18 protein-coding genes are annotated in these 24618 nt (G+C 70.9%); 13 read left to right on the forward strand and 5 right to left on the reverse strand.

Going from position 1 to position 24618, the window contains the following annotated elements; translation table 11 throughout:
• Window positions 1–53: 53 nt before the first annotated feature.
• From I7X39_RS20495 to I7X39_RS20505, 3 genes are read right to left on the reverse strand one after another with little or no spacing between them, the layout of a single operon-like run.
• Entirely contained in the window at window positions 54–830 is a 777-nt protein-coding gene (locus I7X39_RS20495; RefSeq protein ID WP_198113076.1) for a helix-turn-helix domain-containing protein, read from the reverse strand.
• An 11-nt stretch (window positions 831–841) separates the two neighbouring features.
• Entirely contained in the window at window positions 842–5611 is a 4770-nt protein-coding gene (locus tag I7X39_RS20500) for a two-partner secretion domain-containing protein (protein WP_198113077.1), read from the reverse strand.
• Between the two features lie 16 nt (window positions 5612–5627).
• Entirely contained in the window at window positions 5628–7217 is a 1590-nt protein-coding gene (locus I7X39_RS20505; protein WP_198113080.1) for a ShlB/FhaC/HecB family hemolysin secretion/activation protein, read from the reverse strand.
• A 262-nt stretch (window positions 7218–7479) separates the two neighbouring features.
• Here I7X39_RS20505 and I7X39_RS20510 point away from each other — a divergent pair, with 262 nt between their 5' ends.
• From I7X39_RS20510 to I7X39_RS20560, 11 genes are all read left to right on the forward strand, one after another.
• Window positions 7480–8703 (forward strand): amidohydrolase family protein, encoded by a 1224-nt coding sequence (locus tag I7X39_RS20510; protein WP_198113082.1) that lies wholly within the window; start codon window positions 7480–7482, stop codon window positions 8701–8703.
• Window positions 8704–8777: 74 nt separating this feature from the next.
• Window positions 8778–9206 (forward strand): YiaA/YiaB family inner membrane protein, encoded by a 429-nt coding sequence (locus I7X39_RS20515; RefSeq protein WP_259376463.1) that lies wholly within the window; start codon window positions 8778–8780, stop codon window positions 9204–9206.
• Between the two features lie 10 nt (window positions 9207–9216).
• Window positions 9217–9624, forward strand: coding sequence for a hypothetical protein (locus I7X39_RS20520; RefSeq protein WP_198113086.1), 408 nt, complete (start codon window positions 9217–9219; stop codon window positions 9622–9624).
• A 5-nt stretch (window positions 9625–9629) separates the two neighbouring features.
• A complete protein-coding gene (locus tag I7X39_RS20525; protein WP_198113088.1) occupies window positions 9630–10427 on the forward strand; it encodes a DUF2145 domain-containing protein in 798 nt (265 codons plus the stop codon).
• A 26-nt stretch (window positions 10428–10453) separates the two neighbouring features.
• A complete protein-coding gene (locus I7X39_RS20530) occupies window positions 10454–11044 on the forward strand; it encodes a CDP-alcohol phosphatidyltransferase family protein (RefSeq protein WP_198113090.1) in 591 nt (196 codons plus the stop codon).
• 2 nt (window positions 11045–11046) lie between these two features.
• Window positions 11047–12816: a bifunctional alpha/beta hydrolase/class I SAM-dependent methyltransferase gene (locus tag I7X39_RS20535; RefSeq protein WP_198113092.1), complete on the forward strand. Its 1770-nt coding sequence runs from the start codon at window positions 11047–11049 to the stop codon at window positions 12814–12816.
• The gene (locus tag I7X39_RS20540) at window positions 12813–14150 is read left to right on the forward strand and encodes a phosphatase PAP2/dual specificity phosphatase family protein (protein ID WP_198113094.1); all 1338 of its coding nucleotides are present in this window, start codon (window positions 12813–12815) and stop codon (window positions 14148–14150) included. The genes I7X39_RS20535 and I7X39_RS20540 overlap by 4 nt, the downstream gene beginning before the upstream one ends.
• The gene (locus I7X39_RS20545) at window positions 14147–14530 is read left to right on the forward strand and encodes a hypothetical protein (protein ID WP_198113096.1); all 384 of its coding nucleotides are present in this window, start codon (window positions 14147–14149) and stop codon (window positions 14528–14530) included. The genes I7X39_RS20540 and I7X39_RS20545 overlap by 4 nt, the downstream gene beginning before the upstream one ends.
• Complete coding sequence (locus I7X39_RS20550; protein ID WP_198113098.1) at window positions 14530–15471, forward strand: phosphatidate cytidylyltransferase; 942 nt, start codon at window positions 14530–14532, stop codon at window positions 15469–15471. Before I7X39_RS20545 ends, I7X39_RS20550 begins: the two co-directional genes overlap by 1 nt.
• Before the next feature lie 350 nt (window positions 15472–15821).
• Window positions 15822–16637 carry a hypothetical protein gene (locus tag I7X39_RS20555; protein WP_198113100.1) on the forward strand — a complete coding sequence of 272 codons (816 nt, stop codon included), beginning with the start codon at window positions 15822–15824 and terminating at the stop codon, window positions 16635–16637.
• Window positions 16638–16835: 198 nt separating this feature from the next.
• The gene (locus I7X39_RS20560; RefSeq protein WP_198113134.1) at window positions 16836–18692 is read left to right on the forward strand and encodes an MFS transporter; all 1857 of its coding nucleotides are present in this window, start codon (window positions 16836–16838) and stop codon (window positions 18690–18692) included.
• 86 nt (window positions 18693–18778) lie between these two features.
• Here the strand turns inward: I7X39_RS20560 and I7X39_RS20565 are convergent, their stop codons facing one another.
• Both I7X39_RS20565 and I7X39_RS20570 read right to left on the reverse strand, forming a co-directional pair.
• Window positions 18779–21289 (reverse strand): ATPase, T2SS/T4P/T4SS family, encoded by a 2511-nt coding sequence (locus I7X39_RS20565; protein ID WP_232352091.1) that lies wholly within the window; start codon window positions 21287–21289, stop codon window positions 18779–18781.
• Between the two features lie 51 nt (window positions 21290–21340).
• A complete protein-coding gene (locus I7X39_RS20570; RefSeq protein ID WP_198113102.1) occupies window positions 21341–22150 on the reverse strand; it encodes a substrate-binding periplasmic protein in 810 nt (269 codons plus the stop codon).
• A 162-nt stretch (window positions 22151–22312) separates the two neighbouring features.
• Between I7X39_RS20570 and I7X39_RS20575 the strand changes: the two genes are divergently transcribed.
• Both I7X39_RS20575 and I7X39_RS20580 read left to right on the forward strand, forming a co-directional pair.
• Window positions 22313–23836, forward strand: coding sequence for a methyl-accepting chemotaxis protein (locus I7X39_RS20575; RefSeq protein WP_198113104.1), 1524 nt, complete (start codon window positions 22313–22315; stop codon window positions 23834–23836).
• A gap of 10 nt (window positions 23837–23846) precedes the next feature.
• On the forward strand, window positions 23847–24605 hold the full coding sequence (locus I7X39_RS20580; protein WP_198113106.1) for a YoaK family protein: 759 nt from the start codon (window positions 23847–23849) through the stop codon (window positions 24603–24605).
• Window positions 24606–24618: the final 13 nt, after the last annotated feature.

The following is a 24618-nucleotide window of genomic DNA, read 5'->3' on the forward strand; positions in this document are numbered from 1 at the left end:
CACTGGGGGTGAGCAACGATTTCACGCGCGCCCCTCGGGGGGCGTCATGGGAATTACCCTTCTTTTGCAGGAGGGTTGAGCGAGCGCGGCGGCGCCTCGCGCCGCAGCTTCGCAAACGGCCCGAACAGCCAGGAGCGCACGGCGATCACCATGGTGTAGGGGCGCTTCTGGTCCGGGGGCAGGCGCTGGTCGGCCAGGTGTTGCTGGGCGAAGTCTTGCGCCACGCGCTGCAGGCGTTCGTTGAAGGCGGTGATCAGGGCCGGGCTGATCTGGCCGTGCACCAGCAGCAGCTTCTCGCCCTCGCCATCGAAGTCGCTGGCGAAGAACTCGTCCACCGCGTGTTCGCGGAAGAAGCGCATCACCGGCCCGCCCGGGCGCCAGCGGAAGGTCTTGGCCACCAGCAGGCGGTAGCGGTTCAGCGGCCGCAGCTCGATGAAGCCCAGCCGGTCCAGCTGCGTGAGGCAGCGGATGCCCTCGGCCTCGTCGTAGCGGTAGGTGGCCAGCACCTGCTCGAAGGGCCATTGCGAGAGGCAGCAGATCGCCATCAGCAGCAGCTTGGGGTCGCCCACCACCGCCTGCTCCTGCTCCACCGAGAGCTCGCGGCGCAGCGGCTGGGCGTCGGCCACGCGGCGCGCCAGGTCGGCGAAGTCCATCTTCAGCACGCGCAGCACCTCGTCGATGCGCGAGAGCGGCAGATCACCCTCGGCCGCGAACATGCGCTTGACGCTGCTCTCGGCCAGATCCAGGTGCTGCGCCAGTTCGGCGTAGGTGATGCCGGCGAGCTTGAGCTCGGCCTTCAGGGCGTTGATGAGGTCGCGCGTGCTAGACATCCCGGCAGTATCTATTTCTCCAGGCTGCGCTTTTCGAACAGGTAGTCAGTGTTGTCCTGGTGCCCGGCCGCGCGTGCGGCGCCGTAGCGCGGGGTCTGCGGGAACTCGCGCGCCACCTCGAAGCGCACACGCTCGTAGAGCTGGTTGCCGATCTGCCAGGCGCTGAGCTGCTTGAGCCGCTCCATCAGATGCCAGGCGAACACGGAGTGGCCGTCGCGCCCGGTGTCGGCCACGGGTTCGTTGCCGCCGGAGGAGAGCACCACCACGGCCTTGCGGCTGAGCAGGCTGTCGGGGGCGGCGCTGCGGTCCACTTGCACCTTCTCGCTGCCGGCCAGGGTGCCGGAGTAGCAACTGTCTGAGACCAGCAGGGTCTGGCGCGCGCCGATCAGACCCACCAGGCGGGCGATGTCGGCATTGCTGAGCCAGCTCTGCGGCTGGTCGGCACGGCTGTCGGCGGGCAGCCAGTAGCCCATGTTGGCGCTGGGTTCGACGACGCCGTGGCCGGCGTAGTAGATCAGCACGGAGTCGTTGCCGTCGGTCTCGAGCGCGAGCTGGTTGAGCGCGCGCACCATGGCTTCCTTGCTGGCGTTTTCCAGCGTCAGGGTCTCGTAGCCGAGCTGCTCTTCGAGCAGGCGCTGCATGGCGCGCACGTCGTCGAGCGCGCCGCTCAGGTCGGCCACGCGGTCGTCCTGGTAGTCGTTGACGCCGATCAGCAGCGCCACCTTGCGCGCGATGGTGGGCAGCGCGGCCTCGCGCACCTTGCGCGCCTGGGCGCGGCGCAGGCGCTCCAGCCCGGTCTGGGTCTTGGCGGCGGGCGCGGCCTGGGGCGTCGTGCTGGCCAGGCGGGCGGCCTGGATCTGCGCCTTCAGCGCCTCGGTGATCAGGCACTGGCCGCTGGCCAGTTCGGGCTCGCTGGTGCAGGGACGTACATCCGCCAGGGCCGGGTCCAGCTGCAGGCGGTGCAGGGCGTCGGCGAAGACCTTCTTCTTGTAGTTGTCGCGCGCGGCCAGCAGGGTGATGAGCTCGGCGCGCGACATCTGGCTGCTGTTGATGGGCGTGAAGCTGGTGCCACCGCTGCCCTGGGCCACGCCGGGCAGGGCGTCGAGGGTGCGGCCCTCGCTGGGGGTGGAGAGTTGCACCAGCGGCGCGCTCTGCGTCAGCGCCGTGCCCAGGGCCACCTGGGTGTCCACCGCCGCGGGCGCCACGCTGGCGCTGGTGCTGGGCGGGCCGGAACGGTAGAAGGCGCCGCTGCCGGCGGCACCGACGACGAGGTTGCCGCTGGCATCGCGGCTGAAGGCGGCGGGGCTGACGCTGTACTGCGTGAAGCTGGGGCTCAGCGCCCCCAGGCTGCCGGTGCTGCCCTGGTCCATGAAGACGAGCCAGCGGCCATTCGGCGTTTGCAGGGCATCCGCCCCGGCCTCGTTGCTGAAGCGCTGCATAGGGCTGCTGCCGTCGGCGCCGAGCAGGGTGATGGCGTCGCCGGGGGCGGTGGAGCGCAGGGCGGCACCGGGCAGCAGGGTGAAGTCATCGATCGCCAGTTGCAGGCGCGAGGGAATGCCCAGCACCCCTGCAAAGCTCACCAGCTGCCCTTCAATGGTGATGCGCGTGACCGCAGCGCTGGGCATGTCGCGCAGGTTCTCGCCGAGTTGACGAAGTTCGGCGCTGCTCACCACCGCGTTCGGGGCGCGCTCGGTGAGCTTGAGGTGGAGCAGGCTGCCGGCGGACAGCTGCGGGGTCCCTGCGCCCTGGGTGTCGTTCTCCAGCCCGACGCTGTTACCCGTGCCATCCAGCAAGAGGGTGCTGCCCGCGCTCAGGCGCCACGGGCCGGCAACTTCGATGGTGGCGGAGGTCCCGAGGGATTCGCGGCCGGTCAGGATCAAGTCCTTGGTGGCGGTGACGGTGCCGGCGTTGTTGGCAAGGCGCACGCCAAAGTCGTCGGCGCCGGTTCCGGTGAGCCGAATGGTGCCGCCGCTCAAGGTGCTGCGCTCGTACACCGCCACACCCATGCCGCTGTGCCCGGCGCCATTGCGCGAGCTGCCGGTCAGCTCGATGGTCTCGGCCTGCAGATTGCTGTTGAGCAAGGCCACGCCCACCAGGGCGAGACTCTGGCCGGCCAGTTCCGGGCTGGCGGGGTCGGGCGCCACACCGCTCATCTCGATGCGGCCGGTGGGGCCCGGGGCGCTCAGCTGGCTGTCGCGCACCTGGATGCCGAAGGCGTGATCGCCGTACTCGCCCGGCAACTCTCCAAAGCCACCCAGGGCACGCAGGCCGATCGCTCCGCCCCCAGCCGCCAGGCGGCTGTCAAACACTGCCAGGCGCGAATCCCGGCTTTCCAGGTTGATGTTGAGCGGGGCGCCACTGGACACGATTTCCGAACCCGTCAGGAGCATGCGGCCCGCGCTGGCGCTGAAGCGCCCACCGGCCTGCACGGTGGCGTCGATGATCTGCACGAAGCCGCTGTTGGCAACTTGCGGGCCGACCAGTTCGAACACGCCGTTGCTCGGGCCGCGCAGGATGCCCGCGCCCAGGCTCACGCCGCGGTTGGTGCCTTCCAGGCGCACCAGGCTGGCCGCCGCGGCGTCGAGCAGTTGCTCATCGGCCGCACTGCCGCTAATGAAGCTGCTGCGGTTGGAGACAAGGGTCACTGTGCCCCCGGTGGCGGTAATCAAGGCCGGCCCGCTGTACGCATTGGCCGACACGCCGGCGCCACCAAACTCAGCCAGCTGGTTGATCTGCCCATCGATCCGCAGTTCAGCACTGGAGGAGCTGGCGTTGAGCGTGAGGCGCGCGTTGTTGCCGCGCACCCCGCTGCCACCGAAGCCGCGCAACCACAGGCGATCGGTGGCGATCAGATGCGTGTTGGCGCGCAGATCGATGCCACGCTCCGGCAAAACGGTTCCCGCCACCAGGGGGCCGCTGCCCGCGGCACCCACCATGTTGATGACCCGGGCGCGAATTTCCATGGGGTTGACGCCCGTGCCGTCGACGCGGATGGCGGTGGCCCGGCCGCCCACGCTGGTGGCGGTTCCGGCCTGGGCCGAGAACGTGCCGCTTCCCAGGTCGAAGAGGCTGCCGTTGAGGTAGATCCCGATGCGGGACGCGGGTGCGAACGGAGCGCTCGTGAGATCGGCGAGCGCCGCGGCGTAGGCGTCGGGGGTGAAGCCGCCCTCGAACTCCAGCTGGCGCGAGGTCTGGCTGCCGATCGTCACGTTGCCGCCGCGCGTGTCGATCACCGAGTCCACGATGGCAATGGCACCGGAGCTGCCACGGGCCGCCTGCACGAAGAGGTTGAGCGGGTTGCCGGTCGTTTGCACGCGGCTGTTGCGCATGCCGATGTGGCGGTGGGCGTCGAAGGTGAGCGACACCCCGGCTGGCGGCGCCACCACCAGGTTCATGCCATCCACGGTGATGTCGCCAGCCTGGCTGTTGGCGCCCGCGCTGGCCGTGGCGATGGTGACGGAATTGCCCGCATTCAGCGCCGCCGCGATGGTGGCGGTGGCGATCGTGGAGTCGTCGCCCGTGCTGGTGAAGAGCGGGCCGGCGCTGATGTTGGTGTTGCTGGCGGTGTCCGACACCAGGATGTTGTTCGGATCGATCAGCCAGTTGCCGGCTCGGCCGCCCGGCGCCTGCAGGTTCAGGCCGGCGGGCCGCGCATCCAACCAGCCGCCCGAGGTCTCCACGAAGCCGCCGTTGCCGCCCTGCGGTCCGCCCTGGGCGCTGAAGTGCCCGTAGGCGCGCGTGGCCTCGTTGCTCCACAGCCAGATCGAGCCGCCGTCGCCGGCCTGCGTGGCGTCGGCGCGCAGTTCGGCCTGCGGGCCCATGTAGACGGCGCGGGCGTTGGGCAGTGCCGCATCGCGACCGCCGGCCCCGCCACCCACATAGATGCGCCCGCCGCCCGCGGGCGCCGAGGTGTCCGCGCGGGTGCCATCGAGCAGGGCCACTTCCTGGCCCAGCAGCTGGATCTCGCCGCCGGCGGCGGCGGTGACGCTGCCCGCGCCCAGGCTCAGGCGCTGGCTGGCCTGCAGCACGATGCGGCCCTGGGCGTCGGTGCCGAGCGAGTCGGCCTGCACCAGACCCTGCTGGTTGACGCTGGCGGCATGCACGTCGATGCGGCCGCCCGGCGCGCTCAAGGCGCCCAGGTTCAGCACCTCGCCAGCGGGCACGTCGACGCGCACGGCGAGGTTGGGCGCGCCGCTGTCCACCAACTCCACCTGACGCGCCGCGGCCAGCTGCACCTGGCCAGCCTCGATCGAACCCGTGTTCTCCACCCGGCCGCCTAACAGCACGATCTGCCCGCCCAGGCTGCCGCGCAGCTGGCCCTCGTTGCGCAGGCTGGCGCCCTGGTCGGCGCTGAAGCGGTAGCGGCCGCTGATGAAGTCGGCGTCGCTGAGACTCAGCGTAGACGTGACGAGGCTGGCCACATCCACGCGCGCGCCGGCACCGAACAGCACGCCGTGCGGGTTCAGCAGCCAGACCTGGCCGTTCGAGCCCAGGCTGCCGAGGATCTGCGAGGGGTCGCTGCCGACCACGCGGTTCAGCACCTTGGAGCTGGCATTGGCCTGCTCGAAGTACACGCCGGCGCCGGGGCCGATCGAGAAGCTCTGCCAGTTCAGGATGGCGTTCGGGCTGTTGCGCACCGTCAGCTGGTTGCCCTGCTGCTGCAACTGGGCCTGGCCCTGCTGCACCTGCAGACCGGCGGGCAGGGTGGCGGCCAAGGCGGGCGTGCAGCACAGCGCGATCAGGGCGCGGGCGAGCGGGCGAAGCGTCGGAAAGCGGTTCATGTCGACTCTCCCGGCCTTAGAAGCGGTGTTGGAGGCTGAAGTGGGCGTGGACGTCGTCGCGCCGGGTCTGCAGCGCGTCTTTCAGCGCCACGCCCACATCCAGGCGCAGCTGGGTGTCGCCCTGGCCCGCGCGCAGGCCCAGGCCCAGGCTGGCCAGCTCGCAGTGGCGGCGCGTGTTCACGCAGGGTGTGCTGCCGCGGTTGCGCGCCCAGCCCAGGTCGGCGAACACGATGCCCTGCAGGCGCCAGCGTTCGCTGAAGCGCGCCCCCCAGTTCGGGCTCCACCACTCCAGGCTGGCCTGCAGGCCGGAGTCGCCATTGAGCTCGCGCTCCTCGTAGCCGCGCACGCTGAACTGGCCGCCCAGGCCGAAGGCCTCGGCGGGCACCAGGGCGTCGGGGCTGAGCTGGCCGTTCAGCTGCAGCTCCAGGCTGCCCCAGTCGTCCAGCGGCAGACCCAGGTTGCTGCCGAAGCGCAGCAAGGCATAGCGGCGCTTGGCGTCGGGGCGGACGGCCTCGAAGTCGGCCTGGCGGCCGTCGCCCCCGCCCAGGGCCAGATTGGTCTGCAGGCTGGCATGCAGGCCCCAGCGGATGCGCTCCACCGCCTGCGCGGTGTAGCCCAGGCTGAGCGGCTGCAGGCGCACGCTGGCGCCGGCCGAGCCGCAGGCGCCGGGCGGCAGCCCGGCAATCGAGCAGTCGTTCAGGTAGTGGCGCTGCTCCAGCGCCACTTGCAGGCGCTGGTCCACATTGCCGACGCGCTCCAGGTAGCGGCTCAGGCGCAGGCCCATCACGCGGCCGCGGCCGGAAAAGGCCAGGTCACCCGCGGCCGTCTGGCTGGTGCCGCCGTCCACATCGGACCAGGCACCGTAGGCATCCAGTGCCAGCAGGCTGGCATAGAAGGGCTGGCGCAGGCCGGCGCTGAAGACCTTGACGGCCGAAGGCTCCTCGGGCGCGGTCTGGAACTCGGTGCTGAGCACGCGGTCGCCGCCGGCGAAGTTGGCGTGCTGCCAGCCCAGCGCGGCACGCCAGCGGCCGGTGCGCTCGCCGCCGCTGTTGTCCAGCCGCGCGTGCCAGCGACTGGGGGGCTGCTGCTGCACCGTCAGCACCGCGCCCACCTGGCCCGGCTGCGCGCCGGGCTGCAGCAGCACCTGGGTCTGGTGGGCGGGGTTTTCGTTGGCCAGCTGGATTTGCGCGTCCAGCCGGCGCACCTCGGGCGTGCGGCCGATCTGCAGCGCGGGCAGGCGCGCGCGCACCGCCTCGTGCTGCGCGGCCGGCACACCGCGCACCTCGACGGCGCTGAGCTGCCCCTCCACCACGCGCAGCTGCACCACGCCGCCGCTCAGGGTCTGCTCGGGCACGAATGCCACCACGCCGCCGTAACCGGCCTCGCGGTACAGCGCCTGCAGCGCCGCCGCCGCCTCGCGCAAGCGGGCCACGCTGCTGCTGCCCTGGAAGGGCGCCAAGCGCGCCTGGATGCGCTCGGCCGGCAACAGGGTGTTGCCCTGCACCTCGAAGCGCTGCACCTGCAAAGGCGGGCTGTCGGCCGCGTGCGCGGCTGGGCGTACCGCCAGCAGACAGAGCAATACCAGGGGCAGGACGGTTCCACGCATGGTCTGGGGCCTCATCGCTTGCCGGCTGCGGGCAGCCCCGCGCCAGGTTCTTGGAAGGCCCGCCCGTGGGCCGGCCACCTGATCGTGACAAGTTGTTGTACGCCTGCGCTGCGGCAGCGTCCTCCGGGAAGGTGCGGAGAGACAAAGCGCGCTCGGGCGCGCATGGCGATACCGGGCGAAGCATCAGATCGGCCCGACCGACTGGACGCTGGTCAAGCCCTGGCGGGTTCGCCAGCATCGCGGCCTCTACAGAGCCACGACCATGCAAAGACGACGACTCCTCTGCTGCGGTGCACTGGCCGCGGCCGGCCTGTTCTCCGAGCTGGCGGCCGCCACGTCCACCGCGCCGAATGGCGCCCATGCTTTGGCCCATCAGGCGCTGGATGGGCTGGACGCCCGCCAGCTGTGGGACGCGCATTGCCATTTGCTCGGCACTGGCGACTCGGGCTCCGGATGCACCCTGCACCCTTCGCTGGACCAGTGGTGGCACCCCGTGGAGTACGCCCGCAAACGCGCCATCCTGCACGGCGCGGGGGTACCGGCCCACGCGCCTTCAGTGGACCGCGCCTATGTGCAGCGCCTGCTGCAACTGGCTGAGGGCTTCCCACCCGGCGCGCGCTGGTTGCTCTACGCCTTTGAGCAGGCCCATGACGCCAGCGGCCAGGCCTGTGCGGGCGGCACCACCTTTCATGTGCCCAATGCCTATGCAGCACAAGTTGCGGCCGCGCACCCGGAGCGCTTCGGTTTCGTCGCCTCCATCCACCCCTACCGTGCCGATGCGCTGGAAGCCCTGGAGCAGGCCTTGACCCAGGGCGCGCTGGCCATCAAATGGCTGCCCAGCAGCATGGGCATCGACCCCGCCGATCCGGCCTGCAGTCCCTTCTACGAACGCCTGGCGCGCAGCCGCACGCAACTGATCATTCACTGCGGCGACGAACACGCCGTGCCCGGCATGGGCCGGCAGGACTTCGGCAACCCGCTGCGCGTGCGCGCCGCGCTGCGCCAGGGGGTGCGCGTCATCGTGGCGCATTGCGCTTCGCTCGGCTATGCCGAAGACCTGGACCGGCGCAGCACACCGAAGCGCCCGGCCTTCGAGCTGTTCGCGCGCCTGATGGACGAGCCGGGTTGGGAGGATCTGCTGCTCGGCGATGTGTCCGCCGTCACGCAGGTCAATCGATCACCCGAGGTGCTGCGTACCCTGCTGACGCGGCGTGACTGGCAGCCCCGCCTGCTGCATGGCTCCGACCACCCCCTGCCCGGCCTGGCCCCGTTGGTGCGCTTGCCTGCCCTGGTGCGCGCCGGCTTGCTGGAGCAGCAGCAGGTGGCCGGCCTGCAGGCCCTGCGCGCCCACAACCCGCTGCTCTTCGATCTGGCGCTCAAGCGCAGCCTGCGTTGGCAGGACCAGGCCTTCGATACCGCGGTCTTCCATACCGCCCGCCACTTCGCCTCGGCATCGCGCCGCGATACCGAATGGCGCAACAACTGAAACCGTTCCTGAAGGCTTTGACCCCGTGGAGGCGCGCAGACACTATGCGCCCCACAACGAACCCGGAGCCCCTGATGAACACCCCTCGCGCCCCACGTGACACCAAGGCCTGGCAGCTGCAGGTTTGGATCTCGTTCGGCATCGCCGTGCTGCTGTGTGGCACGGGCCTGGCCTATTTGCCCGTCTCGCCGATCGAGCGTGCCTTCATGGTGATGGCCTATGTGTTCTGCCTCTGCGCCGTGTTCGTGCTGGCCAAGCATGTGCGCGACCGCCATGCCGGCATGCCCGAGACCCCGGGCTGGAGCTTTGTGGTCTGGGGCAGCTTCGCAGCGGCCATGGGCCTCACCGGCTGGGGCCTGTGGGAGCTGGAGATCAGCCCGCCCTATGCCGCTTTCATGCTGGTGAGCTGGCTGTTCCTGATCTCTTCCACCTTCACCCTGGCCAAGACCCTGCGGGACGCCTACGAGGACCGTCGTGTGCGTCCGCATCACCCGAGCGAATAAGGAGTTCTTCATGCGCACCTCTCTTGTCTGCCTGAGTCTGCTGCTGTGCCTTGCCAGCCCGGTGGCCCGGGCGCACGGCGATCCGTCCGAGGCCAGCGCCCTCTCGGCCCTGCCGGTGGCGGTGTCGGTGGCGGCGCCGGTGGTCGTGCTGTCCGGCGGCGTGGTGCTGACGGTCGTTGCGGTCCAAGCCAGCGCCGTCGGCACCGTCTGGGTGGTGGAGCGCGCCAGCGACGGCGTGCGTGCCAGCATCCGCTTCAGCGGCCAGCTCGCGCAGTCCTCGCTGCTGGCAGCCGGCACGGTCATCACCGTCACGGCGATCTCTGCCGGGCATGTGCTCTCGGCCGCCGGCCAGGCCATCGCCTTCGTGCCCAGCGCCATCGGCGAGGCCCTGCTGCACCACGAACCGATCACGCGCTGATCACCATGCTCAAAGCCCTGGTTCTGACCTTGGCCCTGCTGGCGGGCGCGGCGCAGGCCGGCCGCAGCTGCGACACCCAGCCCCCGAAGGTCGAGACCGTGACGCGCGGCCTGGAACTGGCCGAGCGCACCGCCCGTGCGCTGGACGCCAGCGGCGCCGAGGTGGTGGTGCTGGCCCGTGCCGGGCAAGACCTGAGCGCCTACGGCCTGCGCTGGTCGCACCTGGGCTTTGCCTACCGCCTCAAGCCGCCGGCTGCGGGTGGTGCGGGCGATGCGCCCGGCACCTGGCGCGTGGTGCACAAGCTCAACGACTGCGGCAGCGACCGCGCCGGCCTGTACCGCCAGGGCCTGGGCGAGTTCTTCCTGGACAGCCCGCACCGCTACGAGGCCGCCTTCGTGCCCCTGCAAGGCCAGGCCGCCGAGCAGCTGGCGCCGCTGCTGCGCGACAGCCGCGCCGTGCAGCGCCTGCACCAGCCGCGCTACAGCATGGTCAGCTACGCCTGGGGCACGCGCTACCAGCAGAGCAACCAGTGGCTGCTGGAAACCTTTGCGCTCATCGAACCCGGCGTGCGCGACCGCGAGACGGCGCAGGCCTGGCTCAAGCTCAAGGGCTTCCAGCCGAGCCGGCTGCACATCAATGCGATGACGCGGCTGGGTGCGCGCGCCACCCGCGCCAATGTGGCCTTTGACGACCACCCCAATGCCCAGCGCTTCGCCGGCCGCATCGACACCGTCGGCGCCGACGCGGTGCTGACCTGGCTGCAACAGAACCGCTTCGGCGGCGCTCCCGTCTACATCCGCTAGACCCAGCCGCTGAGCGGCTCCCCACCATGACGCTCTATGCCCTCAAACCCCGCTTCCAGCGGGGGTTGCGCCCCGCCGTGCGCCGTTTGGCCGCGGCCGGTGTCACCGCCAACCAGGTCACCGTGCTGGCGGCCCTGCTTTCCGTGGCCCTCGGTCTGGCCCTGTGCGTGCTGCCGCGCGCCGCCTTTGCGCTGCTGCCCCTCTGGCTGCTGCTGCGCATGGCGCTGAACGCGGTGGACGGCATGTTGGCGCGCGAGCACGGCCAGCAGAGCCGCCTGGGCGCCTACCTGAACGAGCTGGGCGATGTGCTCAGCGACGCCGCGTTGGCCCTGCCACTGGCCTTCGTCGCGCCGTTCGACCCGCGGTGGGTCGCGGCCTTCATCTTCCTGGGCCTGCTGAGCGAATTTGCCGGCGTGCTGGGCCCGGCGCGCCGCTATGAGGGCCCGCTGGGCAAGAGCGACCGCGCGCTCGTGCTCGGGGCCCTGGGACTTTGGATTGCACTGAGCCCGGAGCTGCCGGGCTGGCTGGCGGGCCTGATGCCGCTGCTCTGCGCCCTGTTGCTGCTGACCACCGTGAACCGTGTGCACCAAGGCCTGAAGGCCACGAAGGGAGCTTGACCATGGACTACCCCACCACCCGGCCCGAACACCCGGGCCAATTCCAGACCCATGACGGCCAGAGCCTGTTCTACCGGCACTGGCCCGCGCAGGGGCCGCGCCAGGGCGCGCTGCTGCTGCTGCACCGCGGCCACGAGCATTCGGGCCGCATGGCGCACCTGGCCGACGAGCTGAACCTGCCCGGCTTCGACGTGTTCGCCTGGGACGCCCGCGGCCATGGCCGCTCGCCCGGCGCGCGCGGCTACAGCCCGGGCGTGGCCTGCTCGGTGCGCGATCTGCAGGACTTCGTGCAGCACCTGCAGCAGGCGCACGGCGTGGCGGCGAGCGAGCTGGTGGTGGTGGCGCAGTCGGTGGGTGCCGTGCTGGCCGCCACCTGGGTGCATGACTACGCGCCCCCGCTGCGCGGCCTGGTGCTGGCCGCGCCGGCCTTCAAGGTCAAGCTCTACGTGCCCTTCGCGCGCCCCGGCCTGCGCCTGCTGCAGAAGCTGCGCGGCGAGTTCTTCGTCACCAGCTATGTGCAGGCCAGCCAGCTGAGCCAGGACGCGCAGCGCGTGGCGAGCTACCAGGCCGACCCGCTGATCACCCGCCCGATCGCCGTGGGCATGCTGCTGGGCCTGTACGAGGCCGCCGAGCGCGTGGTGGCCGATGCCGCCGCCATCCAGGTGCCCACGCAGCTGCTGGTGGCCGGGCGCGACTGGGTGGTGCACGAAAAGCCGCAGCGCCGCTTCTTCGAGCGCCTGGGCAGCCCGGTGAAGGAGCTGCGCGTGCTCGATGGCTTCCGCCACGACCTGCTGGGCGAACGCGAACGCGAGCGCGCGCTGGCCGAAGTGCGCCGCTTCGTGCTGGCCCGCTTTGCCGCCCCCCTGCAGCCGCCCTGCCTGCGCCGGGCCGACCGCCAGGGCCCCAGCCATGCCGAGGCCCTGGCCCTGGCGCAGCCGCTACCGCTGGCCAGCCCGCGCGGCGCCTGGTGGGCGCTGGTGCGCGCGAACCTGCGCCTGGGTGCCTGGCTGTCCGAAGGCCTGCGCCTGGGCCGCCGCACCGGCTTCGATTCCGGCTCCACGCTCGACTACGTCTACCGCAATCAACCCCAGGGCCGCAGCGGGCTCGGCCGCCTGATCGACCGCGTCTACCTGAACTCGATCGGCTGGCGCGGCATCCGCCAGCGCAAGCGCCATGTCGAAGAGCTGCTGCGCCAGGCGATGGCGCGCCTGCAAGGCCAGGGCGAGGGCGTGCGCCTGCTTGACGTGGCCGCCGGCCATGGCCGTTATGTGCTGGATGCACTGGAGGCCCTGCCCGCGCAGCCACGCCCCGAGGCCGTCCTGCTGCGCGACTACTCGGCGCTGAACGTGCAGGCGGGCACGGAGCTGATTCGCACGCGCGGCCTGCAGGACATCGCACGCTTCGAGCAGGCCGATGCCTTCGACCCCGCCAGCCTGGCGCAGGCGCAGCCGCGTCCCAACCTGGCGGTGGTCTCGGGCCTGTACGAGCTGTTCCCCTGCAACGAGCAGGTCGGCCGTTCGCTGGCCGGCATCGCGCAGGCGGTGCCGCCGGGCGGCTACCTCGTCTACACCGGCCAGCCCTGGCACCCGCAGCTGGAGCTGATCGCACGCGCGCTCACCAGCCACCGCCAGGGCCAGGCCTGGGTGATGCGCCGGCGCAGCCAGGCCGAGATGGACCAGCTGGTGCGCGAGGCCGGCTTCGAGAAGCTGGACCAGCGCGTGGACGAGTGGGGCATCTTCACCGTCGCGCTGGCGCGCCGGGTGGCCGCATGAAGTTGGGCGCGCTGCAGCGCCGCGCGCTGCTCTGGCTGGCCTTTCTGGGGCCCTTCTTCTACGCCAGCTATGGCCTGGCCAACCACCTGGCCAGCCGGCGTGGCGCCGTGCCCACGCTGGCCTTCGCCTGGGAAGCCCAGATCCCCTTCCTGGCCTGGACCATCCTGCCCTACTGGAGCCTGAACCTCTTCTACGCCGCCTCGCCCTTCCTGTTCCGGCGCGCACAGGCGCTCGACGCGCATGGCCGCCGCCTGCTGCTGGCGCAGGTTCTGGCGGTGGCCTGCTTCCTGATCTGGCCGCTGCGCTTCGGCTTCGAGCGCCCCGCCGCCGAGGGCTGGGCCGGGGCGCTGTTCGCCGCGCTGATGAGCTTCGACCAGCCCTACAACCAGGCGCCCTCGCTGCACATCGCGCTGCTGCTGATCCTCTGGCAGCCGTACGCACAACGTCTGCAGGGCCTGGCGCGCTGGGCCCTGCATGCGTGGTTCGCGCTGATCGGCGTTTCGGTGCTGACGACCTACCAGCACCACTTCATCGACATCCCCGCCGGCGCTGCGCTGGGCCTGCTGTGCATGAGCCTGCTGCCGCTGGAGGGGCGCGCACCCGCCGCGGGGGCGGAACAAGCGGGGCAGTTGGGGCGGCGGCTGGCGCGTCGCTATGCCCTGGGCGCGGCCGCGGCGCTGGCGGCCGGCTTGGGGCTGGTCGCCCTGGGTCTGCGCCAGCCGGGGCCCGGGGCCGGTGCGCTGATCGGTGCGGCCGGTCTGCTGCTGGCCTGGACCGCGCTGGCGCTGGCCGGCGTGGCCTGGATCTACCGCGGCGCCCGTGGCGAGGGCTTCCAGAAGCGCGCCGATGGCCAGTTCCCGATCGGCCCGCGCCTGCTGCTCGCGCCCTACCGCCTGGGCGCCTGGCTGAACAGCCGCTGGCACACGCGCGGCGGGCGGGCGCGCACCGAGGTCTGGCCGGGCGTGTGGTTGTCGCGCCAGCCCAGTGCCGCCGAGCTGCGGCGCGCCCGGCCGGCCGGGCTCATCGATGCCGCGCCCGAGCTGGCGCTGCGCCATGGCGCGGCCGAGCGCCTGCCGCTGCTGGACCTGCTGGTGCCCAGCCCGCAGCAGCTGCGCCGGGGCGCCGAGGCCATCGAGGCCGCGCGCCCGCGCGGGGCTGTCTGGGTGTGCTGCGCACTGGGCTATTCGCGCAGTGCCGCCATCGTGGCCACCTGGCTGCTGCGCAGCGGCGCGGCACGCGATGCAGCGGCCGCAGCCAGATTGCTGCAGCGGCTTCGCCCCGGCGTGGCGCTGAGTGCCGCGCATTGGCAGGCCATCGCGGCCGCGGCGCAATGAAGGCCGAGCTGCAACAGGCCTTGCGCGGCCTGCGCATCGAGCTGCTGCTGCTCGGACTGGCCCTGGCCCTCGGCCTGCTGCTGCTGCCTCAGCTGGGGGCCGGTGCGCGTGCCGCCGTGTTGCTCAGCGCCCTGCTGCTCGCCTACCTGGCCTTGCGCCTGGGGCTGGACGCCTGGGTGCTGCGGCGCTGGCTGCGCGCGCCGGATCTGCCGCAGGCCATGCAGGCCTTTGACCAGCGCCTGGCCCGGCTGCGCCTGCGCCCGGCCAGCGGACGCAACCTGGCCGAACGCCTGCAGGGCCTGGCGCGCTGGCGCCTGCGCGCGCTGTGTGCGCTGGCCCTGCACTGCGCCCTGCTTGGTCTCTTCTTCGGGAGTGCGTGATGGCCCTGTCCTCCTTCAGTCAACAGCTCTTCACCGGCCTGGCCCTGACCCTCTGCCTGGCTTCGGGCACCGCCCGGCTCATCAAGTGGCGCGTGGCCGGCGGCCGCCCGCACGCGGTAATCGACAACCTGAACGCCCGCATCAACGCCTGGTGGGTGATGGTGGGCGTGCTGGCCTTCAGCTTCTGGTTCGAGCGCTTCGGCCTGCTGCTGCTGTTCGCCGCCCTATCCGCCCTGGCGCTGCGCGAGTACGCGCGGGTGGCCGGCCTGCAGGCGCAGGACGGGCGCCTGCTGCGCTACCTGTGCTGGCTGTTCCTGCCGGTGCAGTACGGGCTGATCGCGATCGACTGGTACGGTCTGTACGCCATCTTCATCCCCGTCTACGCCTTCCTGGTGCTGCCCATTCTGGCCACGCAGTGCGGCGACACGCGCAACTTCCTGGCCCGCTGCGCCTGTGCGCAATGGGGGCTGATGGCCTGCGTCTACTGCCTCTCGCACGTGCCGGCGCTGCAGACCCTGGCCATCCCCGGCTGGAGCGGCAGCGGCCTGCAACTGGTGGCCTTCCTGCTGCTGGTGGCGCAAGGCAGCGATGTGCTGCAGTACATCTGGGGCAAGCTGCTGGGCCGCACGCCGGTCGCGCCGCGGCTCTCGCCGTCGAAGACGGTGGAGGGCCTGCTCGGTGGCGTGGCCAGCGCCACCCTGCTGGGCGCGGCCCTGCACCCCATCACCCCCTTCAGCCCGCTGCAGGCGGCAGCCCTGGCCTTCACCATCTGCGTGATGGGCTTTCTGGGCGGGCTGGTGATGTCGGCCATCAAGCGCGGCGCCGGCGTCAAGGATTGGGGCCAGCTGATCGAGGGCCATGGCGGCCTGCTGGACCGGCTGGACTCGGTGGCCTTCGCGGCGCCTGTGTTCTTTCACTTCGTGCGGTACTGGTGGACCTGAAGGGGTGGCTGGCGTTCCAAGCCCCCTGAAACAAGTCGTTGCTCCTTGACCCTCCGAACATGGGGGACTGCCCGCGGTGAGTGGATCAAGCCCTCTCCAATCGCTGCCTGACGTCCCATCCACTGTCCTCGGCACGAATGAAAGACCTTCCGCGGTTGTCGCATTCCCCCATCCAGCGAACGGCGATGCGAGCGGGGCTCTGGCTGGCCCTGACCCTGGTCCTGGCTGGGCTGGGCTGGTGGATGCGCGCGGGGGGCACCCCAGCCTCACCCGAGGCAACAGCCCCCGCAGAGGCCCGCACCGCTCCTCCGGGGGCTCCCATCGACGCCAAGTTGCTGCTGGGCCAAGTCATGCAGATTGAGTTCGGCCCGTACTCCGAAATGGGGAAGGCCTGGATGCAGCCCAGCACGGATGGCAGCCCCTACGCGATGCGGGTGATTCAGCAAGCGCTGGTGACGGACGCGCAAGGACAGCAGACGCTGTTCTTCGCCGCATCCGGCCAGACATCCGACTCCTTCCCTCACCACAAGAGCGCCGTCTTCGTCGTGCCGGTCAGTCGAGTTGCCCAGTCCGGCGTTCTGCAGTACCGCAAGATGCCTCTGGAAGATGAACTGGAGCGCGGCATGGGGTTGGACGCGCATGACCTCGAGCTGGTTTCGCTCGGGGCCGGCGTGCAGGCCTGGCTGGTCAACGTGCAGCAGGCTTTTCATGGCGAGGAGCTCACGGAGCAACGCACCGATGTCTGGGTCCTGGCCTTCTTTGGCGGAGAGATCCACCGGCTCGCAAGCATCCCCACCCTGGTAGAGGGTGACGGCAATTGCCAGGACTTGGATGCCGAGTTTGCGCATTGGCAGGCACGCCGGACAGACCCAGCGAATCGACCGGATCCGGCTCACCCAGCCACAACAGCGCCCGCAGCAGATCCCTCCAGCCAAAGCCCGGAAGCCCCTGCCAGGGAAGACGGTCCGCCACCGCGTTGCTACCGTGTTCAGGTGGACTACCGCTTCGCCCCCGGCGCTGCCGGCTCTCTGGCCAGCCTTGAGCTGGTCCAGCGCGGCTGGCGGGGCCAGGAACTGCTGCCCGCGCAACAGTGGACGGTTCGTTTCAACCCCCGCAGCCTCACCTACCCCCTGCCCGCAGGTGTGGGGAACCCAGTGGACGATTGAGCGTCGGGCGCGCGGCCTCGGCGCGTCTGCGGCGGCAGGATCAGCCGATTCGAGCGGTGCTGGCTGGCGATACCGATCGCCCCCTGGATCCGTACTGGGGCAGGCGAGTCCAGGCCGAGCCACTCCCAGGCCCTAGCATCCCGGCCACTCTGCAGGAGACCTCAGTTGAGCGCATCCCATTCCAGCCAGTTCGCCCTGATGGCCCAGCGCCGCTTCGCGCCCTTTTTCTGGACCCAGTTCCTGGGCGCGGCGAACGACAACCTGTTCAAGTTCGCGTTCACGGTGCTGGTGACCTACCAGCTCTCCATCAGCTGGATGCCGCCGGCGCAGGCCGGGCTGGTGATCGGGGCGGTGTTCATCCTGCCCTTCGTGCTGTTCAGCGCCACCTCGGGTCAGCTGGCCGACAAGTTCGACAAGCGCGCGCTGATGCGGGGCATCAAGTCGCTCGAAGTGGCCATCATGGTGCTGGCCGCCTGGGGGCTTTACACCAGCACGGTGCCGGCGCTGCTGGCCTGCATCTTCCTGCTCGGCCTGCACAGCACCCTGTTCGGCCCGGTCAAGTACGCCTACCTGCCGCAGCATCTGGCGCCCAACGAGCTGACGGGCGGCAACGGCATGGTGGAGATGGGCACCTTCGTCTCCATCCTGATCGGCAACATCGTCGGCGGCATCCTGATCGCCATGCCCGGCGTGGGCCCGCATTACGTGGCCTGGGCCTGCCTGGGCCTGGCGCTGGCCGGGCGGCTCACCGCCCAGGCGCTGCCGCCCACGCCGGCCTCCGACCCGCAACTGAAGATCAACTGGAACCCGGTCAGCGAGACCTGGTTCAACTTGCAGCTCGCACGTCAGCAGCTGGCGGTGTTCCGCTCGCTGCTGGGCATTTCCTGGATGTGGTTCGTCGGCGCAGTGTTCCTGGGCAACTTCCCGGTCTTCGCGAAGAACGTGCTGCAGGGCGACCCGAACGTGGCCTCGCTGCTGCTGGCGGTGTTCTCGGTCGGCATCGCCATCGGCTCGCTGGCCTGCGAGATGCTGAGCCGGCGCATGGTGGAAATCGGCCTGGTGCCACTGGGCGCGCTGGGCATGACGGTGTTCGCGGTGGACCTGTACTTCGCCTGCACCGCCCTGAGCCCCCACAGCGGCCCGGCCCACACCCTGGCCAGCTTCGTGGCCGCCCCGGGCCATCTGCGCGTGATGCTGGACCTGGCCCTGCTGGCCCTGTGCGCGGGCCTGTACAGCGTGCCGATGTATGCGCTGATCCAGCTGCGCGCCCAGGCCACGCACCGTGCGCGCATCATTGCCGCCAACAACATCCTGAACGCGCTCTTCATGATCGCGGCCAGCGTGAGCGCCGGCCTGCTGCTGGGCGCGGGCTTCACGGTGCCCGAGCTGTTCCTGTGCATCGGCCTGCTGAACGCGGTGGTGGGCAGCTACATCTTCCTGGTGGTGCCCGAGTACCTGCTGCGCTTCATCGCCTTCGTGCTCTCGCACACCTTCTATCGCCTGAAGCTGCAGGGCGCCGAGCACATCCCCACCGAGGGCGCGGCGCTGCTGGTGTGCAACCACGTCAGCTTCATCGACGCGGTGCTGCTGATGGCCGTGAGCCCGCGCCCGCTGCGCTTCGTGATGGACCACCGCATCTTCAAGATCCCGGTGCTGGGCTGGATGTTCAAGCTGGCCAAGGCGATCCCGATCGCGCCGCAGAAGGAAGACCCGGCCACCTATGCACGCGCGTTCGAGCAAGCCAGCGCCGTGCTGCGCGACGGCGAGCTGCTGGCGATCTTCCCGGAGGGCGGCATCACCCGCGACGGCACGCTGCAGACCTTCAAGGGCGGCGTGATGAAGATCTTGGAGGCCGACCCGGTGCCGGTGATCCCGATGGCGCTGAAGAACCTCTGGGGCAGTTTCTTCAGCCGCGTGGAGCATGGCAAGGCGATGGTGCGGCCCTTCCGCCGCGGCCTGTTCAGCCGCGTGGAGGTGGTGGTGGGCGAGCCGGTGCCGGCGGCCCAGGTCAGCCCGCAGGGCCTGCAGCAGCGGGTGGCGGAGTTGCTGGCCTGAGGGCCAGTGGCCCGGCCGCCTCCGCAGGACGGCGGCGGCTCTTCGCACGCCGTCACCGGGTGCTCAGGACCCGGTTCGGTGCGTGCTCAGTGCGCCGTATTCGCCCGCACTTCGGCCACTGAGCTGACGCCCTGCAGCACCTTGAGGATGCCGTCCTGGCGCAGGGTGTGCATCCCTTCCATCAGCGCCTGGCGCTGGACTTCCTCGGCGCGGGCGCCGGACTGGATGAGCTGGCGCAGGCCGGGGCTCACCATCAGCAGCTCGTGCAGGCCGGCGCGGCCGCGCAGGCCGCTGTGCTCGCATTCGGCGCAGCCCGGCGCCTCGTAATGCTGCAGCACGCCCTTGATGCCGTACTGCGCCTGCCAGTGGCTCAGCAGCTCGGCGCGCTGCGGGCGTTGTTTGGGCGGCAGCACGCGCAGGTAATCGTCCATCAGGGCCTCGCGCTCATGGGCTTCGAGCGGGCGGTGGCGCACGCAGCTGGGGCATAGGCGCCGCACCAGGCGCTGCGCCAGCACGGCGATCAGCGAGTCGGCGAAGTTGAAGGGGTCGCAGCCCATGTCGAGCAGGCGGCCCACGGTTTCGGCGGCGCTGTTGGTGTGCAGGGTGCTGAGCACCAGATGCCCGGTCAGCGAGGCCTCGATGGCGATGTCGGCGGTCTCCTGGTCGCGGATCTCGCCGACCATGATGACGTCGGGGTCGGCGCGCAGAAACGCGCGCAGCGCACGCGCGAAGGTCCAGTCGATCTTCGGGTTGACCTGCACCTGGCGCAGGCCGCTCTGGGTGATCTCGACCGGGTCCTCGGCGGTCCAGATCTTGCGCTCGGCGGTGTTGATATGCGCCAGCACGGAGTGCAGGGTGGTGGTCTTGCCCGAGCCGGTGGGGCCCACGCACAGCACCATGCCGTGCGGGCGCTCCACCGCCTCGCGCAGCGCGGCCAGCTGCGGGGCGCCCATGCCCAGCTCGTCCATGGTGAGCGGCTTGCTGCTGGCCAGCAGGCGCAGCACCACGTCCTCCAGCCCATGCGTGGTGGGGATGGTGGCGACGCGCAGCTCCAGCGGGTGGCGCTGCGAGAAGCGGGCGAAATTGATCTTGCCGTCCTGCGGCTTGCGGCGCTCGGAGATGTCGAGGTCGCACATCACCTTGATGCGCGCCACCACCGCCTGGCGGTAGGTGTGCGGCAGCTCCAGGTAGGGGGCGAGCACGCCGTCGCGGCGGAAGCGGATGCGCACCTTCTCGCGTCCGGGCTGGCATTCGATGTGGATGTCCGAGACGCCGCGTGCATGGGCCTCCAGGATCATGCTGTTGATCAGGCGCACCAGGTTGTTGTCGCTCTGCTCGATCGGGCGCTCGTCGTGCTCGGCGCGCAGGCCGCCCTCGCGCTCCAGGGTCTCGACGAGCTGGTCGGTACGCGGCGCATCGAGGTGCTCGCCATCGCGCCGGTTGCCCTGCATGGCGCCGATGCGCTCGTAGGCCGCGCGAATGCCCTGAGCCAGCTGGCCCAGCGGCGCCAGCGTGGGCACCACCTTGGCCTGGGCCACGAACTCGATCTCTTCGAGCACGTCGCGCCGCGTCGGGTCCTCCATCGCGACGATCAGCCGGCCCTCGCGCAGCAGCAGGGGCAGCACCTCCAGGCGCCGCGCCATCGCATGCGGCAGGCGCTGCAGGGCCAGCAGCTCGACCGGGAAATGCGCCACGTCCACTGTGGGGTAGCCCATCTTGCGCGCGAGTGCGGACTGCAGCTGCTCACGCGTCACCCAGCCACGCAGCACCAGCAGCTGGCCCAGCGGCATGCCGCGTTCATGCTTCTGCTGCTCCAGCGCGGCACCCAGCTGCTCGGCGCTGATCAGCTGCATGGCCACCAGGGCCTCGCCGATGCGCACGATGGGCATGCGCGATTGCGACTCCATCGCCTGCAGCAGCTGCTCGGGGCTGACGATCTGGCTGTCCACCAGGATGTCGCCCACGCGGCGCTCGCGCAGCTGGCGCTGCTCCGCCACCGCGCGTTCGAGCTGGCTCGCCGCGAGCGCACCGTCCTCCACCAGCAGCTCGCCGATGCGGCGTCCATAGTCCCAGTGCTCGATGGCCTCGCGCGGCACGAACAGGCGGCAGACCGAGTCGTCCTCGGGGCTCAGCGGCAGAAACAGGAACAGGCCGGCTTCGTCCTCGACATGGCCGATGGTCTGCCCCTGCAGCACCTGCCCGCCGCGCAGGCGTAGCCGGTATTCGCTGCGCGGCCGGCGGTCGAAATCGCTGTCGGCGGCATCGGCCGCGTCGCTGCCGGGCGGCAGCGCCGGCGGCACGCGCAGCGGTCGCAGCAGGCGCAGGCTCAGCAGCTCGTCCCAGTCCACCTGCAAGGCCTGCGGGGTGTTGGGCAGGCGCAGCAGGGCCTGGCGCTGCACGGGCAGCAGGCGCAGCAGCTGGCCCACGCTGCGCGCGCCGTTGATGGCGGTGATCTCGACCGGCTCGGGCTGCTCCTGCACCTGCGGCGCCGGGTAGGCGGCGAAGGGCGGCGTGGGCCAGGCAAATTCCTCTGGCTCGGCGCGCGCGCCGTCCAGGGGCGCGGGCTCGGTGGGCTCGTAGGAATCGGGATCCGGCATGGGCACCTCCGCTGTGCGTCCCTGAATGGCCTGTTTCGGCCTGATGCGAGCTTAGGGCAGCCCGGTGCCGTCTGGCAGGAAGGGCTTGTAGAGCTTGTGCGCGGCGCCGCTGGCATGCAGCTCGCTCAGGGCCTGATCCAGACGGCGCAGCAGCTCCTCGGCACGCGGGGAGCCGCGCCCCACCAGCAGGTGCTGGCTCACCGGTTCGCGCCCCGGGTAGGGCAGGAACTCGAAGTCCTCGGGCAGGCTGACGAAGCCGAGCTGGGCGGCCCCGCGCACCGGCTCGCGCGAAGACAGCACCAGCTCGCAGCGCCCGCGCGCCAGTTTGTCGAGCACCGCCTTGAGCGAGAGCGCGCCGCTGTCCACACCGCTCACGCCGCGCTCGCTCAGCCAGCCGTAGTTGTAGCCATGGATGCCGCACAGACGGTACTGACCCAGGTCCTCCAGGCGCTCCAGCCGCGGGCCCTGCGGATAGCTGCGGCGCGAGTACCAGACGCCGCCGGTGACGCGGTGCAGCGGCTGGGTGAACAGGAACTGGCGCTCGCGCTCCTGGTTGCGGCTGCCGTAGATCAGCAGCTCGATCTCGCCGCGCTGCGCCACCTCCTGGACCTCGCGCAGGCAGCGCGGCCAGGGCATGGGCCGCCACTGCACGGCCAGGCCGGCGCGGTCCAGCACGGCGCGCGTCAGCGCCAGCGTGGCGCCCTGCCAGCGGCCCTGGGCATCGCGGTACAGATAAGGGGTGTGGTCGGCCTCGTCGAAGCAGACCTGAACCGGCGGGTCGGCCGCCCGGGCGCACCCCGCCGCCAGGGCGAAGCACAGGGCCAGCGCCGCGCGCCAGCGAAACAAGCGGAGGATCTGCATGGGCGGCGCAGCTTAGGGCAAGGCGCTATGTCCCTACGGTCTCCTCGGCGGCAGTTCCGCACGGGTGGGCCTTGATGCCGGTCAAGCCGCTCCGGAGCGCCCCCGCGCTTGCAGGGGGGTGGCCGTTACAGTCCCCCGGCTGCATTCAGGAGGAGAACAGGCATGCGAGACCTCAGCATTCGCGCGCGGCTCTGGTCGGTGATCGCCGGCTTCGTGGTGGTGATCCTGGTCGGCTCCGCGGTCGGCCTGTACGGCACCCAGCAGGGCACGGCCGCGGCGGGCGCCATCTACGAACAACGTGCCCTGCCCATCGCGCAGCTGGGCCGCATCGAGGCCCAGCTGATGGACACCCGGCTGGCCGTGGACGCCGCACTGACCCAACTCAACGCCATGGCCACGCTGGAGGCGCAGGTGGGCAAGCTGGACAAGGACCTCAAGAGCTACCAGGCCCAACCCAAGCCGGCCAAGCTCAAGGCCGCCGACGACAGCCTGGCCCAGGCCTACGCCAGCTTTCAGAAGGCCGGCCTGGAGCCGCTGCTGGTGGCGCTGAAGGCCGACGACGGCGAGAAGGCGCGCGCCCATGCCGAAGGGGCGCTGGCCGAGCAGTTCAAGGCCTTGCGCGGCCGCATCGCCGAGACCAGCCAGCAGCTGGTGGACGATGTGCGCGGCGCGCATGAAGAGGCGCAGTGGCGCTGGCGCACCATGATCTGGGTGGTCATCGTCGGCGTCAGCTTTGCCTTCGCCGCCGTGGGCCTGTATGGCCGCTGGCTGGTGGTCTCCATCACCCGGCCGCTGAACGAGGCGGTCAAGGTGGCCGAGCGCGTGGCCGCCGGCGACCTGACGGCCGACGTGGACGCCCAGGGCCGCAACGAGCTGGCCAAGCTGATGCAGGCGCTGCAGACCATGAACCAGAACCTCTCGGCCATCGTGGCGCGGGTGCGCGGCGTGGCGGATTCCATTGCCACCGGTTCAAGCGAGATCGCCAGCGGCAACACCGATCTCTCGCAGCGCACCGAGGCGCAGGCCAGCAATCTGCAGCGCACCGCCTCGGCGATGGAGCAGCTCTCCGCCACCGTGCGCCAGAACGCCGAGACCTCACGCGAGGCCAACACCCTCTCGGGCACCGCCAGCAGCGCGGCCAGCGCTGGCGGCGAGGTGGTGGCGCGCGTGGTCGACACCATGCAGGGCATCAGCGAGAGCTCGCGCCGCATCGCCGACATCGTCGGCCTGATCGACTCGATCGCCTTCCAGACCAACATCCTGGCGCTGAATGCGGCCGTGGAGGCCGCGCGCGCCGGCGAGGCCGGGCGCGGCTTTGCCGTGGTGGCCGGCGAGGTGCGTGCGCTGGCGCAGCGCAGCGCCACGGCGGCGCGCGAGATCAAGACCCTGATCGAGCAGTCGGTCGAGAAGGTCGAATCGGGCAGCCGCCAGGCGCACGAGGCCGGGCAGTCGATGCAGCAGATCGTCGAACGCGTGCAGAAGGTCAGCAGCCTGATCGGCGAGGTCTCGCATGCCTCGTCTGAGCAGAACGCCGGCATCGCCAGCGTCAGCCAGTCGGTCGTCGAGTTGGACCATGTGACGCAGGCCAACGCGGCGCTGGTGGAAGAGTCCGCCGCCGCCGCCGAGAGCCTGCGCCAGCAGGCCGGCCAGCTGGTCGAGCTGGTCAGCTCCTTCAAGCTGCGCTGAAGGAACCCGCTTGCCACTGCACTTCGCGCGCCAGCTCACCGGCCCGGCGCGCACGCTGCAAGGCAACCGCCGGCTCGGGCTCACGCTGGCCTTCGTGGCCGGCGCCATGAACGCCGGCGGCTTCCTGGCCGTGCAGCAGTACACCTCGCATGTCACCGGCACGGTGTCCTCGGTGGCCGATCAGTTCGTGCTCGGCCGCTTCGACCTGGTGCTGGACGGCATCGTCGGCGTGCTGGCCTTCCTGTTCGGCGCCATGGTGTGCGCGCTGCTGGTGAACTACGCACGGCGGCGCCGCCTGCACAGCGAGTACGCGCTGCCCCTGCTACTGGAGGCCGCGCTGATCCTGGCCTTCGGCCTGCTGGGCTCGCAGCTGGCGCACTGGGAGGGCCTGCTGGTGCCCGCCACCGTGGTGCTGCTGTGCTTCATCATGGGCCTGCAGAACGCCGTCATCACCAAGCTGTCGAACGCTGTCATCCGCACCACGCACATGACGGGCATCGTCACCGACCTGGGCATCGAGCTGGGCAAGCTCGTTTACTGGAACCGCGCGGAGACGGAGCAGGCGCCGGTGCTGGCCGACCGCGCGCGCATGGCCGTGCTGGCCAGCCTGCTGGCCAGCTTCCTGGGCGGCGGCCTGGCCGGGGCCTATGGATTCAAGGCCTTCGGCTACCGCTCCACCTTGCCGCTGGCCCTGCTGCTGGCCGCGCTGGCGGCCGTGCCGGCGATGGACGATCTGCGTCAGCGCTGGCGCGACCCCGGGGCCACATAGACTGCGCGCTCCC

Origin of the sequence: Inhella proteolytica (genome assembly GCF_016093275.1) — a bacterium.
GTDB classification, from domain to species: domain Bacteria; phylum Pseudomonadota; class Gammaproteobacteria; order Burkholderiales; family Burkholderiaceae_C; genus Inhella; species Inhella proteolytica.